The sequence below is a fragment of the Leifsonia sp. NPDC077715 genome (assembly GCF_040686855.1).
Lineage (GTDB): Bacteria > Actinomycetota > Actinomycetes > Actinomycetales > Microbacteriaceae > Leifsonia.
Genome location: NZ_JBFBOG010000001.1, coordinates 1,310,340 through 1,327,132 on the forward strand (window position 1 = coordinate 1,310,340; position 16,793 = coordinate 1,327,132).

The window sequence follows — 16,793 nt, forward strand, 5'->3', positions numbered from 1 at the left end:
TCGCTGGGTGTATGAACCACGACGAAGCCCCCGTCCTCGACGCTCTCGCCGAGTATCACCGCGTGGACCGGCTCGGGTTCACCCCGCCCGCGCATCGGCAGGGACGCGGGCACGGTGTCGATCCGCGCGTCGCGGATGTGCTCGGCGGGGCGCTCCGGATGGATGTCCTCTCCACCGCGGGCCTGGACGACCGGAAGTCTTCGAACGGCTACCTCGCGAAGGCCGAAGAGCTCATGGCCGACGCCGTCGGCGCCGATCGAGCGTTCTTCTCCACCTGCGGCAGCTCGCTGTCGGTGAAGGCGTGCATCCTGGCCGTCACCCGAGGCGAAGGAGAGCTGATCATCGGCCGCGACGCGCACAAGTCGACTGTGGCGGGCCTCGTGCTCTCCGGCCTCGTGCCGCGGTGGGTGCCGCCCCGGTACGACGAGGAGCAGCACATCGCCCACCCGCCGGGGCCCGAGGAGTACGAGCGGATGTGGCAGCGCTATCCCGACGCGTCCGCCGCGATCGTGACGAGCCCCACGCCCTACGGAACGTGTGCCGATCTGAAGGCCATCGTGGAGGTGTGCCATTCGCACGGCAAGCCGGTGATCGTCGACGAGGCGTGGGGCGCGCATCTCCCCTTCCACGACGACCTGCCGACCTGGGCGATGGACGCGGGAGCCGACCTGTGCGTGATCAGCGTGCACAAGATGGGCATCGGCTTCGAGCAGGGCTCGGTCTACCACCTGCAGGGGTCGCTGGTGGATCCCGTGCGCCTGGCCCAGTGTGCCGACGTGCTCGCGACGACGAGCTCGAATGTGATGCTGTATGCGGCGGCAGATGGTGCAGCACGGCACGCAGCTGATCGGGGACGCGCTGGCTCTGACCGAGCGCACCCGGCAGGCGATCGAGCGCATCCCCGGCCTGCACGTGCTGCGGGACGAACTGCTCGCCGAGGAGGCGTCGCACGACTACGACCCGATGCACGTGCTGATCGACGTGCAGGAGCTCGGCGTCTCCGGGTACCAGGTCGCCGACTGGCTCCGGTCGGAGCACCGGCTGGATGTGGGGATCAACGACCATCGCCGCGTCGAGGCGACCCTGTCGATCGCCGACGACGAGCAGACGACCGCGCGACTCCTCGAGGCGTTGCAGCAGCTCCCCGCGGCGGCCCGGACGATGCCCGAGCCGCCCGAGGTCGCATTGCCCAGCGCCGCGGAGCTGGAGCCGGTCATCGCCGCCCTCCCGCGTGACGCGTTCTTCGGACCGGTCGAGACCGTGCCGGTGGCCGAGACGGCCGGCCGGGTCGCCGCCGAGCAGGTCACGCCCTACCCGCCGGGGATTCCGGCACTCCTTCCCGGCGAGGTGATCAACCAGGCTGTCGTCGACTACCTGCGCACGGGACTCGCCGCGGGGATGGTCATCCCCGACGCGGCCGACCCGACGCTCGACACGGTCCGCGTGGTGCGGAGCGTGCCGACCGAGGAGTGACGATCAGCCGTAATACCCGGCACTCGCGGCCGCGGCCAGGGCGACGACGACGAAGAAGCCGCAGATGGCCGACAGCCCGAGGGAGCAGTAGCCGATGATCACAGCGGCCAGGGCGAGTCCACGGCCGCCTTCGCCGGTTCGCTTGATCTGCGACAGGGCGATGTGGCCGCAGATGATGCCGGCGAGGGCGACGACGAAGGAGCAGACGAACGCGACGATCGCGAGCGTGTTCGTCGAGAGGTTCGCCTGCGGGGGCGCGGCCGGGTAGGCGGGAGCACCGTATCCCGGCGCCGGCGGGACGGTCGACTGCTCGGGTGCGGGGGGAACGGACGTCAAGATGCCTCCAAGTCGTGGATGGGAAACGCTCACTTCCTCAGACGTCGTTCCGGCGGCATCGTGACGCCCGTCCGCGATCCGCTTCAGCTACAGGTCGCAACACGCCGTTATGGACGGTGTCGTAACGGCGTGTTGCGACCACCAGATGGTTGCTCGAGCGTCAGGCGGCGGCCGGGCGCGGGCGAAGGCCGGGCGCGAGCGGCAGCAGCGCGGCGACCACGGAGGCGGTCGTCGCCGCGACGAACGGTCCGGCGGGGCCGAGCACGTCGCCGAGGACGCCGGCGACGGCCGTTCCGGTCGCGGCGCCGATCAGGCCGGCGGTGTTCAGCCAGCCGAACGCCTCCGGCGTCGACGACTCCGGCAGCGCGGCGGACACCATCGCGTAGAGCGCGGCGAGCGACGGCGCGAAGCCCAGCCCCGAGAGGAACAGCACCGCGTAGAGCAGCGGGATGCCCGGCACCAGCCCGGCCGCGGCCGTCGCCACCGCGACCCCGCCCAGGATCGCGGCCAGCGTGCGGGGGCCGATGCGCCGGTGCCCGAAGGCGACCCCGCCGACGAGCGAGCCGAGGCTCGAGACCGCGATCGCGACCCCCGCGAGAACGCTGTCGCCGTCGAACCGCGCGATCAGCGCCAGCTCCAACGCCCCGAACGACGCGATGAGCGCGAAGCTCGCGGCGGCCGCCAGCCGGACCGCGCGAGTGAGCAGCACCGCGCCGGGACGGGACGCGCTCCGCGGCAGCCGCACACCGGCGATATGGGGCGCGAGCACGAACCACACCGTCCCGACCAACGTCACGGCCGCGGCCAGCACGAGCGGCGCCTTCGTCGAGACCGCGCCGCTCAGCAGCGTCGCGGCGACCGGCCCGGTGATCCAGATCAGCTCCTGCGCCGAGGTGTCGAGCGCGAACAGCGCCGGGACCGCCCGCCGCGGCACCAGCCGCGGGTACAGCGCGCGCACCACCGGCATGAGTGGAGGGACGGACGCCCCGATCACGCCGCCGAGCACCAGCATCAGGGCCGGCGCCGGGGGCCCGAACGCGAGGACGAGCATCCCCGTGCCGTTCAGCAGCGCTGCGGCCAGCACAGGCCCGCGGATGCCCAGCACGCCGACCGACCGGCTCACCAGCGGCATCGCGATGGCCTCGCCCACGCTCACACAGGCGACGACCAGGCCGGCCAGCGCATACGATCCGGTCGCGTGCCGCACGTGCAGCAGCACGGCGAGCGACAGCATCCCGAGCGGGAACCGCGCCACCAGCTGCGAGACGGTGACCCGGAGGACGCCGGGGACGCGGACGAGCTCCAGGTACGTCCGCACCTCGCTACTTGCCCACGCCGCCCGCGAGACCGCGGACGAAGTAGCGCTGGCAGACGAAGAACAGGATCACCATCGGCAGCGCGGCCATCACCATCCCGGCGAAGACCACCGGATACTGGGTGCCGTTCTTCGACATCATGTCGGCCAGGCCCACCGGCAGCGTCTGGACGCCCGTGCCGCTGGTGAAGATCATCGCGAACAGGTACTCGTTCCAGTTCTGCAGCACGTTCAGCACGATGGTGGTCGCGATGATCGGCATGCTCATCGGGAGGATGATGCGCCAGAACGTCGCGGCGCGTGAGGCGCCGTCGATCGAGGCCGCCTCATCCACCTCGCGCGGCAGGTCGAGCATGTACGCCCGGATCAGGAAGACCGTGAAGGGGATGCGGAACGCGGTGTAGAGGATCAGCAGGCCGAGGAATGTGTCGTAGAGTCCCCACGCCTGGAACAGCTTGACCAGCGGGATGAGCGCGACGGTCGGCGCGAGCATGAGGCCGGCGAGCACGATGACGGTGAAGGTGCGGTTGAGCGGGATGTTCACGCGGGTCAGCCCGTACGCCGCCCACGCGCTGATCAGCTCCGTGATGAGCGTCGCCAGCACCGTCAGGGACACGCTCGTGAAGACGAAGTCGCCGACACCCTGGTTCCACGCCTTGCCGAAGTTCTGCCACAGCCACTCGGTCGGGAGCGCGAAGGGGTTGCCGAACAGCTCGGCGTTCGTCTTGAGGGCGTTGGTCACCATCCACAGCAGCGGATAGAGGACGAGGACGGCCAGCGCGATGAGCAGCGCCCACATGAGGGCGGTGCGGACACCGCGGCCGAGACGGGCGAGGGCTACCATTCCACTCTCCTCTTGCGCGAGTAGGCGAGCTGCGCCGCGGCCAGCAGCAGCGTGATGACGAAGATGGCGACGCCGATCGCGGCGGCCGAACCGAAGTCGTTGGTGACGAAGCCGGCGTGGTACAGCCACGTGCCGAGCACCTGGCTGGAGTTGTTCGGGCCGCCGCTGGTCATCACCATGACCTCGTTGAAGACCTGGAAAGCGCCCGAGATCGTGACGATCATCATGAGGCCGGTCATCTCGCGCACGAGCGGCAGCGAGACCTGGAAGAACCGGCGTACCGGGCCGACGCCGTCGAGGTTCGCGGCCTCGTACAGCTCCTGCGGGATGCGCTGCAGCGCCACCGAGAACAGCAGCACGCTGTAGCCGAACCCCTGCCACTGGCTCATCGCGATGATCGCGAAGATCGCCGTGCCCTCGTGGCCGAGCCACGCCTGGGAGAACTGACCGAGGCCGAGGTTGTCGAGGAAGACGTTCAGGAGGCCGGTCTGCGGCTGGTAGATGAAGTAGAACAGCAGGCCCGCGACGGTGAGCGAGATCGCCGATGGGATGAAGTAGATCGCGCGGAAGGCCTTGCGCCAGCGCTCGCTGCGCACGCTTTCCACGATGGCGGCGAGCACGAGGGCGCCGAAGACCTGGAACACGATCGAGATCGCGGCGTACCAGACGTTGTTGCCGAGGGCCTTCCAGAAGATCGGGTCCTGCGCCAGCTCGGTGTAGTTGTCCACGCCGACGAAGGTCTGGTCGCCGCTGTAGATGTTCCACTTCAGGAAGCTGAAGACGATGTTCTGGAGGAGCGGCCAGTAGACGAAGATCGCCAGCACGGCCAGCGCCGGGACCAGCCAGATCAGGCCGCGCCAGCGGGCGGGGCCCCGCTTCGCCGCCTTCGGGGCGACGCGGCCTGGGGCCGGGGCCGTCCGGCCGCGGTCGAGCCGCGGCCGGACGGGAGCCTGTGGGGCCTGGGTGGTGGTCATTTCGCCTTCTCGGACGCCTGTCGCACGGCCTTCAGCGCGGCCTCGGGGGTGAGGCTGCCGGAGACGAGACCTTCGGAGACGGAGACCCACGCGTCGCCGACGGACGGCACGTTGGCCATGTCCAGCCAGACGACGGTCGACTTCGCATCGTTCACGAGCTTGGTGCCCTCGGCGACGGCCGGGCTCGACGTCTGGTCGGTCACGACATCCTTCACCGCGCTCGGCTGGCCGTAGGGCGGGGAGGAGAGCGTGGTCGCGTTCTTCGTGTTCATGACGAACTTCATGAAGTCGAGGGCGAGCGCGGCGTTCTTGCTCTTCTTGTTGATCATGTAGCCCTCCGGGGCGGCCTCGAGCGTCGAGGTGTCGCCCTTGGCGCCCTCGGCGGCGGGCAGCTGGAAGATGCCGAAGCCGTCCTTCTTGAGCTGGCTGTCGTCGGTGTTCACCGAGTCGAACTCGATGAGCTCCTGGTAGTACATCGCCGCCTTGCCGGTCGACTGCTGCTGCTGAGCGGTGGTGTACGTGACGCCGTTGGAGTTGCCCGCGTCGCCGGTGCACTGGGTCACCAGCTCCTGGAACTGCTTCATGCCCTCCAGGTAGCCGTCGTCGGTGTACGTCGCGGTCTTCGGCAGCAGGTCGGCCTCGAGGGTCTTCTGCGGGACGTCGTACGCGAAGAGCTGGCCGAGGTAGTGGAGGCCTGGCCAGCCGTCCTTGTTGCCGAACGCGATCGGCGTGATGCCGGCGGCCTTGATGGTCGAGCAGTCCGAGATGAGCTCTTCGAGCGTCTTCGGCACGTCGAGACCGAGGTCGGAGAAGATCTTCTTGTTGTAGCCCATGAACTTGCCGTCGACGTACTGCGGGATGCCGTAGTACTTGCCGTCGTACTTGAAGGCGTTGAGCGATCCTTCGCCGAAGGTGTCGCCCCAGGCCGTGCCCGGAGCGATGACCGAGGTGAGGTCGACCGCCAGGCCGTTGGCTGCGAAGTTCTCGCCCCAGTTGCCCGCGTAGCTGAAGTAGATGTCGGGCAGCGACTGCGAGCCGATCAGGACCTTCTCCTTGTCCTTGATCGCGTTGTCGTCGGTCTCCTGCGCCAGCGTGATCTTCACGTCGGGGTGGAGCTTCTTGTAGTCCTTCACCAGATCCTCGAAGTACGAGCCGAGCGGGTCGCCCGCGGCGGCGGTGAGGATGCTGATGCTGCCAGAGTAGTCCGGCTTGGCCGTGATGTCGGCGCTGGCGCCGCCGCCCGAGGAGCAGGCGGTGAGCGCGAGCGCCATGACGCCCGCTGCCGCTGCCGTGATGGTCCTGGTCTTCTTCACGCTCATCTCCCGTCGTGCGGGTCGTGCGGTGGGGTTCGTCCGCTGACCCGTCTTTGGATCGTGGGTCGCGTTCGCGCGACCGATTGCGATGACTATACGGGATTTTGGTACCGGTATCAACATCGTCCAAGAATGCGCAAAGTGCAGCTTGTTGCACACCTGCACGGCGTGTCGACCGCAACTAGCTGCCCTTCGGCGGCTGGTGGGTTGGGAGGGGGCTAGCGCGCGGGGCGGGCTAGCGGGCGGGGGGCGGGGCGACGGAGTCGCGCTCGATGAAGTCGGCCTCGAGGACGTGGGTGGCCACGGGCGCCTCGCTGCCGGCGACGCGAGCGAGCAGGCACTCGGCGGTCAGCTCGCCGAGCTGGTGCATCGGCTGGGCGACGACGGACATCGGCGGCGTCATCACGCTCGCCCACGAGCTGTCGTCGAAGCCGATGAGCGACACGTCCTCCGGGCAGCGCAGCCCGCGCTGCCGCATGGCGCGCAGGGAGCCGGTGAGCGCATCCGTCTCGGTCGCGAAGATGGCGGTCGGCGGGTCCGAGAGCGCCAGCATCCCGAGCACCGCCCGGGTCGCCTGCGACTCGTTCTTCAGCACGTGCGTGACGAGCGACGTGTCGAACGGGATGCCCGCGTGCTCCAGCGCCTCCAGGTACCCGAGCAGGCGCTCGCCGTCCGACCACAGGGCGTGGTCCAGGATGCGGCGCAGGTCGTCCGCGTCGGCCGCCGGCTCGTTCGTGACCGGGCCCCAGACGAAGCCGATCCGACGGTGCCCCTTCTCGATCAGGGACAGCACGGCCTGGCGCGACGCCTCGCGGTTGTTGATGACGACCGCGTCCGCATCCACCGTGTCCACGAGACGGTCGAGCAGCACCAGCGGGATCTCGCGCTTGGCGACGATCTCCAGGTGCGGGAGGGACGCGGAGCGCCCGGCCGCCGGCGCGAGCGCGATCCCGTCGACCTGCTTGTCGACGAGCACGTCGATCGCCGCCGCCTCCTGCTGCAGGCTCTCGTCCGTGCTCAGCACGATCACGTCGTAGTCGGCCTTGCGCGCGGCGTCGCTGATGCCGCGCAGCACGCCCGCGAAGAACGGGTTGCCGACGTCGGCGAGCACCACGCCCAGCGTGCGCGTCTCGCCCGTCGTCATGCTGCGAGCGATCGAGTTCGGCCGGTAGCCGAGCTCCTTGGCGACGGCGAGGATGCGGTCCCGCGTCTTCGGGCTCACCGACCCGTAGCCGCCGAGGGTCCGGGCGACGGTCGCGCGGCCGACGCCGGCCGCGGCCGCCACCTCGGAGATCGTCGGCGAGGGAGTGCGGTGGTCCCGCTCCGTGGACATCGCCACCCCTTCCTGATCCGGGGCGGCCTTCGCCCTAGCCCGCGTCGCCCGCCGTCACCGGCGGCAGCGAGCCGACCCGCGCGGCCAGGTCGACCGCGCGCCCGTGACCGAACGCGCCCTCGACCGTGCACTGCCGCGCGGCGTACTGCGCCGCCCGCCGCATCGACCGATGAAGAGCGGCGCCGCCGGCCCTCGCGTTCCTGCGCCAGCCGGATCGGAGCAATTCAACCACGAACGCGCTCACGTACGCGTCGCCGCATCCCATCGTGTCCACGAACGGACCGGGCACCGGCGCCGCATCGGAGTAGTAGTACGCGTCGCCGTCGAACAGCACCGCACCGTCGTCCCCCTGGGTCCCCAGCACGAGCGACGGCCCGTGCGATGCGATGCGGCGCAGTTCTGCCCAGGTGTCCGTCCGGGACAGCCCGCCGAGCGAGACGAGGGCGAGGTCGATCCACGGGCCGACCGCGTCCAGGTACTCCGTCGTGCGGTACTCGGGCTCGGACGAGAAGTCGTACGAGCGCAGCACCCGCGTGGATGCCAGCTTCGGCAGCTCCGGGATGATGCCCGAGTAGGCGCTCGAGTGCACCAGCGAGAAGCCGGAGATGTAGCGCAGATCCTCCTCGCCGAGGCGGACAGGATCGCTGATCGTGACGCCGCCCTGGTTCCAGCCCAGGAAGCGGCGCTCGCCGTCCACCGTCTCGATCTCGGTGATCCCGTTCGGTCCCGGCCGCACCGAGGACCGCGAGGTGTCGACCCCGCAGTCCTCGATGGCCGCACGCACGAAGCGCCCCTGCTCATCGTCGCCGAAGACCCCCAGGTACGCCGCCTCAGCGCCGAGCTGCCGGGCGAAGACCGCGACGTTCACCGCGTTCCCGCCCGGATACTCGACGCCGCGGTCGACGAACCGGTCGACGATGTTGTCCCCGAGACCGAGGACGCGCACCGTGCTCATCGGCGCCTGCTCAGTACGCCACGACGCGGTAGTAGCGGCGCAGGTCGAGCGAGTGGTCGCGCACCTGGGCGAGGTGCTTGCTGAAGCGGTCGACGACAGCGTCCACGACGATCGGCGCCAGCAGGCCGCGGAACTCGTCGCTCACGCCCGGGAGCGCGTAGTCCTTGGTGTCGATGACGGTGACGTCGTCGCTGTACTCCTTCGAGAAGGAGATGACGCGGTCGGTGAGCGGCCGGGTCTCGTCCTCACCCGCGAACACGATGATGCTCGTGTCCTTCTCGATGAGCTCCAGCGAGCCGTGGAAGAACTCGGCGGCGTGGACGCGCGTGGTGGTCAGCCACTGCATCTCCTCGAGGATGCACATCGAGTAGAGGTAGGTGAAGCCCCACAGCTGTCCGGCGCCGGTCAGGAAGTGGTAGTCGTTCTCGGCGTGCTTCTCGGCGAAGGCCTGGCCGATCGGGTCCGCCTGCTCGGTCACGGCGATCAGGGCCTCGGGCAGCGCCTCGAGGTCCGCGACCAGGCGGTCGTAGCCGTCGAACTCGCCGCGGAGCGACAGGAACTTGGCCGCGAAGGTGAGGAACTGGACGTCGAACGGCCACGCCTTCGGCGCCGACAGCAGCACCTCGTCGACGGCGGACGCGATGGGGCTCTCCGGGTAGCCGGTGAAGCCGATGGTGAGCGCGCCCTTCTCGCGGGCGAACTCGACGCACTCGAGGATGTCCTCGGTGGTTCCGGACACGGAGGCGAAGATCGCGACCGTGTCGGGGCCGAACTGCGGGTCCGGCGCGAGCACGAACTCCTTGCCGATGACGGCGCGCACCGGGAAGGACGAGTGCGTCTGGAAGAAGCGCTCGTAGGGGAGCGCGGCGGCGTAGGTGCCGCCGGCGCCGATGAAGTAGATGTTCTTCCAGCGTCCGGCGCTGACGCGCTCGGCCAGCTCCTCGATCTGCGGCCGCAGCGCAACGGTGCTGCGGACCTGCTCCAGGTATTCCTCTTCGTTGAAGCCCAGCATGTGTCTCCCTCCACCGATCCAGTTTTTGGTACCGGTATCAATTCGTCTCAATGCTGGCACATGGAAACGGGATGCGCAACAGCGCCTACCCCTCGCGTCCACGTGTCGCCAGCCCGGGACGGGGAGCCGCGTGCGTGCTTGCGTAGGGGCATGCCAGAGAACCAGTTCACCTTCGACAACCCCGTGGACCGCTACCCGGTCATCCATCCGGACCCGACGCAGGTGCCCGAGCCGGGCCTCGAGAGCGACCTGCAGCCGCGGGCCGATCACGGCGAGCACAGCTACGTCGGCTCGGGCCGCCTGAACGGCCGCAAGGCGATCGTGACCGGAGGCGACTCCGGGATCGGCGGCGCCACCGCGATCGCGTTCGCACGCGAGGGTGCCGACGTCGCGATCGTCTACCTTCCGGAAGAGGAGGAGGACGCGCAGCGCATCGCGGGACTGATCCGGGATGCGGGACGCACCGCCGTCACCATCCCCGGCGACCTCAAGGAGCGCGCGTTCAGCGACGAGGTCGTGAAGCGGGCCCTCGACGAGCTCGGCGGGATCGACATCCTCGTCAACAACGCCGGCAAGCAGATCGCGACCGAGAGCCTGACCGACGTGAACGACGAGCAGTTCGATCACACGATGAAGACCAACATCTACGCGATGTTCTGGCTGACGCGGGCGGCGCTGCCGCACCTGCCGGCCGGCGCGACGATCATCAACACGACGTCCATCCAGGCGTACTCGCCGAGCGAAACCCTGGTCGAGTACGCGACGACGAAGGCCGCCATCAACGCGTTCACGAAGGCGCTCGCCCAGCAGCTCGCGCCCAAGGGCATCCGCGTGAACGCGGTCGCGCCGGGACCGATCTGGACGCCGCTGCAGGTCAGCAAGGGACAGCCGCCCGAGGCGATCCCCGAGTTCGGGCAGCAGACGCCTCTCGGACGCCCGGGCCAGCCGGCGGAGCTCGCGCCCGCGTACGTCTTCCTTGCGTCGCCCGAGTCGAGCTACGTCATCGGCGAGACCCTGGCGGTGACCGGAGGTATGCCGACGCCGTAGATCGGGTGGGTGAGCCCCCTGGTCTCCTCCGTTTCGTGCGTGTGAGGGCGCATGGAGTCGGGACTCCTCCGTTTCACGCCGGTAGGGCGCCCGGACGGCGGCGATCCGCCGGGGGCGAAAGGGAGGAGAACTGCGGCTGGAGTGCCCTGATTGACCATGGTGGGAGGAGATTCGGGCTGGCTGGACGCGGATGTCCTCCTTTTCGCGCGGGGTGGCGATGGGGCGGCGGGTGTGGATGCAGCGCGGGGGTGGCGATGGGGCCGCGGGGGTGGGTACAGCGGTTGCGGCGGGGACCGTCAGGTGCAGGCCCAGGGGAGGCGCACGAGTTCGCCGCGGGAGCCGCGGACCAGGGCGAGGTGCGTCGCGGCGGCGATGCCGCGCAGCATCCCGGACCGCTGGTGCGGCACCGGGGTGAGGACACCGTCGGCGAGCACGCAGGCGACCGCCCGCCCGCGGCCGTCGGCCGGCGCGATGCCGGCCAGGGCGGTCTGCAGCGGGGCGGTGCAGGGGGTCGTCGCGGGGACGTCCCGTCCCATCCGCGCCTGCAGCAACGGCCAGCCGAGGATGAGCAGGGCGATCACCGCGGCGAGCGGGTTGCCGGGCAGCGACAGCACGTGCCGCCCGTCGGGGAGGCGGGCGAGGAGCACCGATCCGCCGGGGCGCAGGTCGACGCCGTCGATCAGGATGCGCGCGTCCAGTCGATCGAGCGCCGCCCGCAGCGGGTCCGCTGGACCGTGGGCGGTGCCGCCCGAGGTGACGATCGTCTCGGTTCGGGCGCGGCCGATGGCGGTCGCGACATCGGCGGGACAATCGAGGGCACGCGCGGTCGTGGCGCAGCGCGCGCCCAGGGCCCCCAGCAGCGACGGCATCATCGGCGTCAGGCTGTCGGTCACGTGGCCGGGGTCCAGTTCCGGGGCGCCGAGCTCGTCGCCGATCGCGACGAAGGTCACCAGGGGAGGCGCCGAAACATCCACCTCGGTCACGCCGGCAGCGGCGAGCAGGCTGACACCGGGCGGCGAGAGGACGGCACCGGCCGGCAGCAGCGTCTCCCCCGGCACCGCCTCCTCGCCCGCGCGACGGATGTCGCATCCCGGGTCGGGAGTCGCCAGCGCGTCGATCACGTTGCCGTCAGCCTCCGGCTCGCTGATCGCATCCTCGCTCCGGAGCACCGTCAGCGTGCCGGGAGGGACGGGGGCGCCGGTCGCGATCGGCCGGGCCTGTCCGGGCTGGAGCGGGATGGAGGGCGGGATGCTGCCCGCGAGCACCGGCTCCCCGACCTGCCAAGGGCCGTCGCCTGCGACCGCCCAGCCGTCCATCGCCGAGTTGTCGAACCGGGGAAGCGGACGTTCGCAGCGGACATCGCCGGCGAGCACGAGGCCGGCGGCGCGGGCGAGCGGAACGGTCAGGACGCGCGTCGGCGCGTCGCGGCCGAGGGCGGCGGCGATGTCGCGGGCCTCGCGCCAGGTGGTCACGAAGGCCGGCCGTCCGTAGCCGGGTCGGACGGGCCAGCGTCGGACGGGGCGCCGTCGGGCTCGCTCCGCCGGCCGATCGCGTCCACCAGCGCTGCGATCGCCTCGGCGGTCGGCTGTCCGCGACCGACCGCCATGCCCGCGATGAAGGTGGTGAGGGGTGCGGCGGGTCGGGCGACGCCGTGGGCCGCGTCCCGTGCCAGGTCGAGGACTGCGGCGATGTCGGCGGGCTGGAGGGTCACGCCGACCGCGGCCGCGGCCTCGGCGGCCCAGTCGTCGAGCTCAGACGGTTCCATGAAGCAGCTCCTTCGAAGGGTCGGCCGCCTGCGGCAGGTCGGACGGGGTGTCGATGTCTGCACAGACCCGCGCGTCGACCGTGTGCCGGGATTCGATCACGCCGACGAGGGCGGCGGCCGACGCACCCGTGAGCGTCGGCCGGTCGGCGCGGAGTGCGGAGACGCGCCCGCGCAGGGCACCCAGCGGCGCCCTGGCGAGCAGCCACTGGGGGCGCCCATCGGGATCCATCAGCACGCCGCCGTCGATCCCGAGCAGCGCGGACACCGCGGCGCCGGGATCGGCCAGGTCGGCGGACACGATCAGCACGTCCCCATGGAGGCAGGGCACCGCATCCACCCCCGCCGCGATCGCCGCGCACGGGCCGCCCCACCGCGGCCACTCGGAGACCGCGACGGTCACCCCGGGCGGCGCGTCGACCGCACCGACCAGGACGACCGGCGCGCAGGCGCGGGCCGCATCCACGGTCCGTTCGAGCAGAGTCCGCCCGCCGATGCAGTGCTGCAGCTTGTCCGTGCCGAAGCGGCTCGACCGTCCGCCCGCGACGACGATCACCGCCGTTGCCCTGCCCATCACTTCGCCGCGATCAGCGCCTGCGGCGCGGCCTGCTTGATGCGGGTGATCAGCCAGCGCAGCTGCACGGAGGTCTCCTTCTCGCAGCTCTCGACGATGTCGAGGAGGTGGTGGTCGACGAGGGCCTGCGCCGCCTGCTTCACCACCGTCCACGTGACGTCGGTCAGGCTCGCCAGCAGGTAGAGGTCCTGCAGGTCGCGCAGCACGCCGAGCGGGCCGGAACGCGCCTCCTCGATCGCGTCGGCGTGCAGGCGCTCGGGCCCGTCGTCCGCGGACGCGCGGCCGATCCGCTCGATCACCTCGTCGAGCTTCTGCCGGTGGTTCTCGCACTGCTTCGCGAGCGTCAGGCAGAGGTAGTGGATGTCGGGCTCATCACCGTGGGCGTCGGCGACCTGCCGGTACGACCGGGCGAGGGTCGACTCCGACTCGGCGAGCAGCGTCACGTAGACCGGGAGCTTCACGACTGCGCCCCTTCCTCGAGGCGCCGCACCTGCACGGCGCCGGACTTGAACATCGGCTGCTTGGAGACAGGGTCCCATTCGGTGATCGTCAGCTCGTTCGCCGCCGTCGGTCGCCGCTCCTGGGCACCGGGAGGCGCATCCCAGTACCCGTAGTGGAACGGCGCGAAGACGGCGCCCGGCCGGATGCCGGTCACGCGCACCGGGGCGACGATGCGGCCGCGGCGCGAGACCACCTCGACGACGTCGCCCTCGGCGATGCCGCGCGACTCCGCGTCCTCGGCCGCCAGCTCCAGCCACACCTCCGGCGCCGCCTCGACCAGCTCGGTCGTGCGACCCGTCTTGGTGCGGGTGTGGAAGTGGTAGACGCTCCGGCCGGTGGTCAGGCGCAGCGGGTACTCGTCGTCCGGCGGCTCGTGCGGCTCGCTGTACGGCGCCGACTTGAGCATCGCGCGTCCATCCGGGCGGAGCGCCTTGTACGACACCTGGCCCACGCTGCCCCCGGTGAGCAGGTCGTGCCCGTAGCTCTCGCAGTACTCGGGGTGCGACGGGAAGTCGGCGTCGGCGTAAAGCCGCTGCACGCTCTCCGTCTCGCCCTGCCGACGAGGCCAGCGGATGCCGGACTCGCGCCGCAGGTCGTCGTAGGAGATGCCGGTGTAGTCGCAGGGCCGGCCGCGGGAGGCGTCCTGCCACGCGCGGTACGCGTCCTCCGGCCCCTCCCAGGGAAGCAGCGGACTGCCGTCGTTGCGCCGGAAGTCCATCCGCTTCGCATAGTCGAGGAAGATGTCGAGGTCGGCTCGCGCCTCCCCCGGCGGCTCGACCGCCTTCTCGGAGAGGTGGACGGTGCGCGTCGCGTTCGTGAACGTCCCCGTCTTCTCGCCCCAGCCGGCGGCCGGGAGCACCACGTCGGCGAGCTCCGCGGTCTCGGTCAGATAGAGGTCCTGGACGACGACGAACAGGTCCTCCTTCGCCAGGAGCTCCCGGATGCGCGGGAGCTGCGGCAGCGACACCGCCGGGTTGGTGGCCGAGATCCACAGGAGCGAGATCGAGCCCTGCTCGGCGTACCGGAACAGCTGCATCGCGTGCGTCGGTGGAGCCCAGTGCGGGATCTTCAGCGAGTCGACACCCCACAGATCGGCCAGTTGCTGCACGTGGTCGGGGTTCTCCCAGTTGCGGAAGCCGGGGAGGTCGCCGTCGGCGCCGCACTCGCGGTTGTTCTGCGCGGTCGGCTGCCCGTTCATCTGCAGAATGCCGCCGCCGGGCTTGCCGATCATCCCGCGCAGGAGGTGGAGGTTGTTGACCTGGCACGCGGACGCCGTCGCCTGCGGCGCCTGGTAGAACCCCTGAAGCACTGTCGACAGCACCCGGGGCGACTCGGCGAAGATGCGGGCTGCGCGCCGGATGTCCGCCGGGTCCAGCCCGCACACCTCGGCGGCGTGCTCCGGCGTCCACTCCTCGACCTGGCCCTGCAACTCCTCCAGGCCGACGGTGTGGGCGTCCACGAAGTCCTGATCGACCCAGCCGTTGACCATGAGCTCGCGCTCGAGGCACAGGAGGAGGGCCAAGTTGGTGCCGGGCTTGAGCGCTAGGTGCACCTCGGCCTTCTGAGCCGTGGCGGTCGTGCGCGGGTCGATGACGACGAGCCGCGGCGGGTTGGGACCGGCGAGCCGGTCGAGCACGCGCGACCAGGTGACGGTCTGCGTCGCCGCCAGGTTGTGTCCCCAGAGGAACATCGCGTCGCACTCGTCGATGTCCTCGTAGCAGCCGGGCTGACCGTCCGCCCCGAACGTCTCCTTGAGCGCGGTGGCCGCGGTCGCGGTGCAGAGGCGGGTGTTGCCGTCCATGTGCGGGGTGCCGACCCCGGCTTTCCCGAGGACGGCCAGCGCGTAGTACTCCTCGATGAACAGCTGACCGGAGGTGTAGAACCCGTGGCTGAGCGGGCCGACCTCATCGAGGAGCTGCCTGCTGCGCTGGACGATCGCCTCCATCGCCTCGTCCCAGGTGGCTTGCACCAGCTCGCCGTCGCGGCGGATCAGCGGATGCTCCAGCCGGTCGCGGCCGCGCATCCCCTGCCAGCTGGCGTACAGCCCCTTCGGCCCGAGCCTGCCGTGATTGATGTGGTCGTCGGTGCGGCCGCGGATGCCGACCATCCGCCCGTCCTTCACCGCGATGTCGCAGCCGCAGCCGTTGCTGCACAGCACGCAGGCGCTCCGCACCCAGCGGTCGACGTCGGCCTCGGTCAGCCCGGCCTCCAGCGCCTGGTCGGCGCGCTCGGGCCAGTGGTCACCGCGCGCGTATGGGGTGCGCGCTCCCCAGACGTCCTCGATCCGGGACGAATCCCCGGCGGACGTCGTCGTTCGCTGATCCATGATGCGAGGGTGCGCCCGGCGTCCGGCGCGGACAACCCCTTGCGCGGACGCAAACGAGGGTGTGCGAGGGGTGGCCGTGCGGTGGGCGAATGCCGTCTGTCACGCCGGCGCACCGCAGCATTACACTTCCCGCGCCGGGCCCAGGGCGCCCGGCCCTGGCGGCGGAGAACCGCCTCGTCCACGCTCGGATTGGTGAAACGATGAGCGAGCAAGGTGCGGTGCGAACGGACATACGGAGCCGCGTGGAGCGGTGGTACGAAACCGAGGTGGTCAAGCCGCTGGCCGACTTCCAGAACCCGCGCCAGGAGTGGCGGCGCCTGGTCTCGGAGGTGTTCGGCACCTTCCTGCTGGTGATCGTCGCGGCGGGCGGCGGGATGGTCGGGCACGCCTACCCCGGCAGCATCAGCCGGACGGCGGCGGTCGTCGCACCCGGGCTCATGGTCCTGGGCATCATCCTCTTCATGGGCAAGGTGTCCGGAGCGCACCTCAACCCGGCGGTATCGCTCGCCTTCGCGCTCCGCGGCGACTTCCCGTGGTGGCGCGTGCCCGGCTACATCATCGCCCAGCTCGGCGGAGCCGCGCTCGCCGCGTGGTTCCTCCAGGCGGCGCTGAACGTCTCCGCGAAGTACGGATCGAACTACCCGGCGAGCCAGGCGACGGATTGGCAGGCGTTCCTGTTCGAGGCGCTGCTCACCCTCGGGCTCGTGAGCGTCATCCTGGGCACCGCCTCCGGCGCGCAGAACGTGGGCGTCGTCGGCGCTATCGGCGTGGGGAGCTACATCGCGCTGGCCGGGCTGTGGAGCAGCCCGGTGTCGGGCACATCCATGAACCCGGCCCGCACCTTCGGGCCCGACCTGCTCGCGCTCGACTTCTCGTCGTACTGGGTCTACATCGCCGGACCGCTGGCGGGCGCCGTGGTCGCCGTGGGGCTGGCGTTCGTCCTCCGCGGGTACGGCGGCGGGCGCAGCGGCTCGGAAGCCGCGCAGGGCGTGCTCGAGACGGAGACGTTCCGCCCCGACAAGGCCTGA

16 protein-coding genes and 1 pseudogene are annotated in these 16,793 nt (G+C 70.7%); 4 read left to right on the forward strand and 13 right to left on the reverse strand.

Annotation, left to right across the window (positions count from 1 at the left end):
- Nucleotides 1-11: 11 nt before the first annotated feature.
- Nucleotides 12-785, forward strand: a pseudogene (locus AB0P25_RS06485) (ornithine decarboxylase); the annotation flags it as partial.
- 25 nt (nucleotides 786-810) lie between these two features.
- Nucleotides 811-1,473 carry a hypothetical protein gene (locus AB0P25_RS06490; protein WP_363806119.1) on the forward strand — a complete coding sequence of 221 codons (663 nt, stop codon included), beginning with the start codon at nucleotides 811-813 and terminating at the stop codon, nucleotides 1,471-1,473.
- Between the two features lie 3 nt (nucleotides 1,474-1,476).
- Here the strand turns inward: AB0P25_RS06490 and AB0P25_RS06495 are convergent, their stop codons facing one another.
- From AB0P25_RS06495 to AB0P25_RS06530, 8 genes are all read right to left on the reverse strand, one after another.
- The gene (locus AB0P25_RS06495; protein WP_363806120.1) at nucleotides 1,477-1,809 is read right to left on the reverse strand and encodes a DUF4190 domain-containing protein; all 333 of its coding nucleotides are present in this window, start codon (nucleotides 1,807-1,809) and stop codon (nucleotides 1,477-1,479) included.
- 160 nt (nucleotides 1,810-1,969) lie between these two features.
- Nucleotides 1,970-3,127, reverse strand: coding sequence for an MFS transporter (locus AB0P25_RS06500; RefSeq protein ID WP_363806121.1), 1,158 nt, complete (start codon nucleotides 3,125-3,127; stop codon nucleotides 1,970-1,972).
- A gap of 4 nt (nucleotides 3,128-3,131) precedes the next feature.
- Complete coding sequence (locus AB0P25_RS06505) at nucleotides 3,132-3,968, reverse strand: carbohydrate ABC transporter permease (protein WP_363806122.1); 837 nt, start codon at nucleotides 3,966-3,968, stop codon at nucleotides 3,132-3,134.
- The gene (locus AB0P25_RS06510; RefSeq protein WP_363806123.1) at nucleotides 3,962-4,942 is read right to left on the reverse strand and encodes a sugar ABC transporter permease; all 981 of its coding nucleotides are present in this window, start codon (nucleotides 4,940-4,942) and stop codon (nucleotides 3,962-3,964) included. The genes AB0P25_RS06505 and AB0P25_RS06510 overlap by 7 nt, the downstream gene beginning before the upstream one ends.
- Complete coding sequence (locus tag AB0P25_RS06515) at nucleotides 4,939-6,261, reverse strand: extracellular solute-binding protein (RefSeq protein WP_363806124.1); 1,323 nt, start codon at nucleotides 6,259-6,261, stop codon at nucleotides 4,939-4,941. The genes AB0P25_RS06510 and AB0P25_RS06515 overlap by 4 nt, the downstream gene beginning before the upstream one ends.
- A gap of 229 nt (nucleotides 6,262-6,490) precedes the next feature.
- A complete protein-coding gene (locus AB0P25_RS06520) occupies nucleotides 6,491-7,588 on the reverse strand; it encodes a LacI family DNA-binding transcriptional regulator (RefSeq protein WP_363806126.1) in 1,098 nt (365 codons plus the stop codon).
- A gap of 34 nt (nucleotides 7,589-7,622) precedes the next feature.
- Nucleotides 7,623-8,543 (reverse strand): PfkB family carbohydrate kinase, encoded by a 921-nt coding sequence (locus AB0P25_RS06525; protein ID WP_363806127.1) that lies wholly within the window; start codon nucleotides 8,541-8,543, stop codon nucleotides 7,623-7,625.
- A gap of 10 nt (nucleotides 8,544-8,553) precedes the next feature.
- Entirely contained in the window at nucleotides 8,554-9,555 is a 1,002-nt protein-coding gene (locus AB0P25_RS06530) for an SIS domain-containing protein (RefSeq protein ID WP_363806129.1), read from the reverse strand.
- A 150-nt stretch (nucleotides 9,556-9,705) separates the two neighbouring features.
- Between AB0P25_RS06530 and AB0P25_RS06535 the strand changes: the two genes are divergently transcribed.
- Complete coding sequence (locus AB0P25_RS06535; RefSeq protein ID WP_363806130.1) at nucleotides 9,706-10,602, forward strand: glucose 1-dehydrogenase; 897 nt, start codon at nucleotides 9,706-9,708, stop codon at nucleotides 10,600-10,602.
- A 296-nt stretch (nucleotides 10,603-10,898) separates the two neighbouring features.
- Here AB0P25_RS06535 and AB0P25_RS06540 read toward each other — a convergent pair whose 3' ends face one another.
- Genes AB0P25_RS06540 through AB0P25_RS06560 form a run of 5 tightly spaced genes read right to left on the reverse strand, consistent with a single transcriptional unit; the run spans nucleotide 10,899 to nucleotide 15,765 of the window.
- On the reverse strand, nucleotides 10,899-12,074 hold the full coding sequence (locus AB0P25_RS06540; RefSeq protein ID WP_363806131.1) for a molybdopterin molybdotransferase MoeA: 1,176 nt from the start codon (nucleotides 12,072-12,074) through the stop codon (nucleotides 10,899-10,901).
- A complete protein-coding gene (locus AB0P25_RS06545) occupies nucleotides 12,071-12,367 on the reverse strand; it encodes a DUF6457 domain-containing protein (protein WP_363806132.1) in 297 nt (98 codons plus the stop codon). Before AB0P25_RS06545 ends, AB0P25_RS06540 begins: the two co-directional genes overlap by 4 nt.
- Nucleotides 12,354-12,938, reverse strand: a complete 585-nt coding sequence (locus tag AB0P25_RS06550) for an NTP transferase domain-containing protein (RefSeq protein ID WP_363806134.1) — start codon at nucleotides 12,936-12,938, stop codon at nucleotides 12,354-12,356. Before AB0P25_RS06550 ends, AB0P25_RS06545 begins: the two co-directional genes overlap by 14 nt.
- On the reverse strand, nucleotides 12,938-13,399 hold the full coding sequence (locus tag AB0P25_RS06555) for a hypothetical protein (RefSeq protein WP_363806135.1): 462 nt from the start codon (nucleotides 13,397-13,399) through the stop codon (nucleotides 12,938-12,940). Before AB0P25_RS06555 ends, AB0P25_RS06550 begins: the two co-directional genes overlap by 1 nt.
- Entirely contained in the window at nucleotides 13,396-15,765 is a 2,370-nt protein-coding gene (locus AB0P25_RS06560; RefSeq protein ID WP_363806137.1) for a nitrate reductase, read from the reverse strand. Before AB0P25_RS06560 ends, AB0P25_RS06555 begins: the two co-directional genes overlap by 4 nt.
- Before the next feature lie 242 nt (nucleotides 15,766-16,007).
- Here AB0P25_RS06560 and AB0P25_RS06565 point away from each other — a divergent pair, with 242 nt between their 5' ends.
- Nucleotides 16,008-16,793, forward strand: a complete 786-nt coding sequence (locus AB0P25_RS06565; RefSeq protein WP_363806138.1) for an aquaporin — start codon at nucleotides 16,008-16,010, stop codon at nucleotides 16,791-16,793.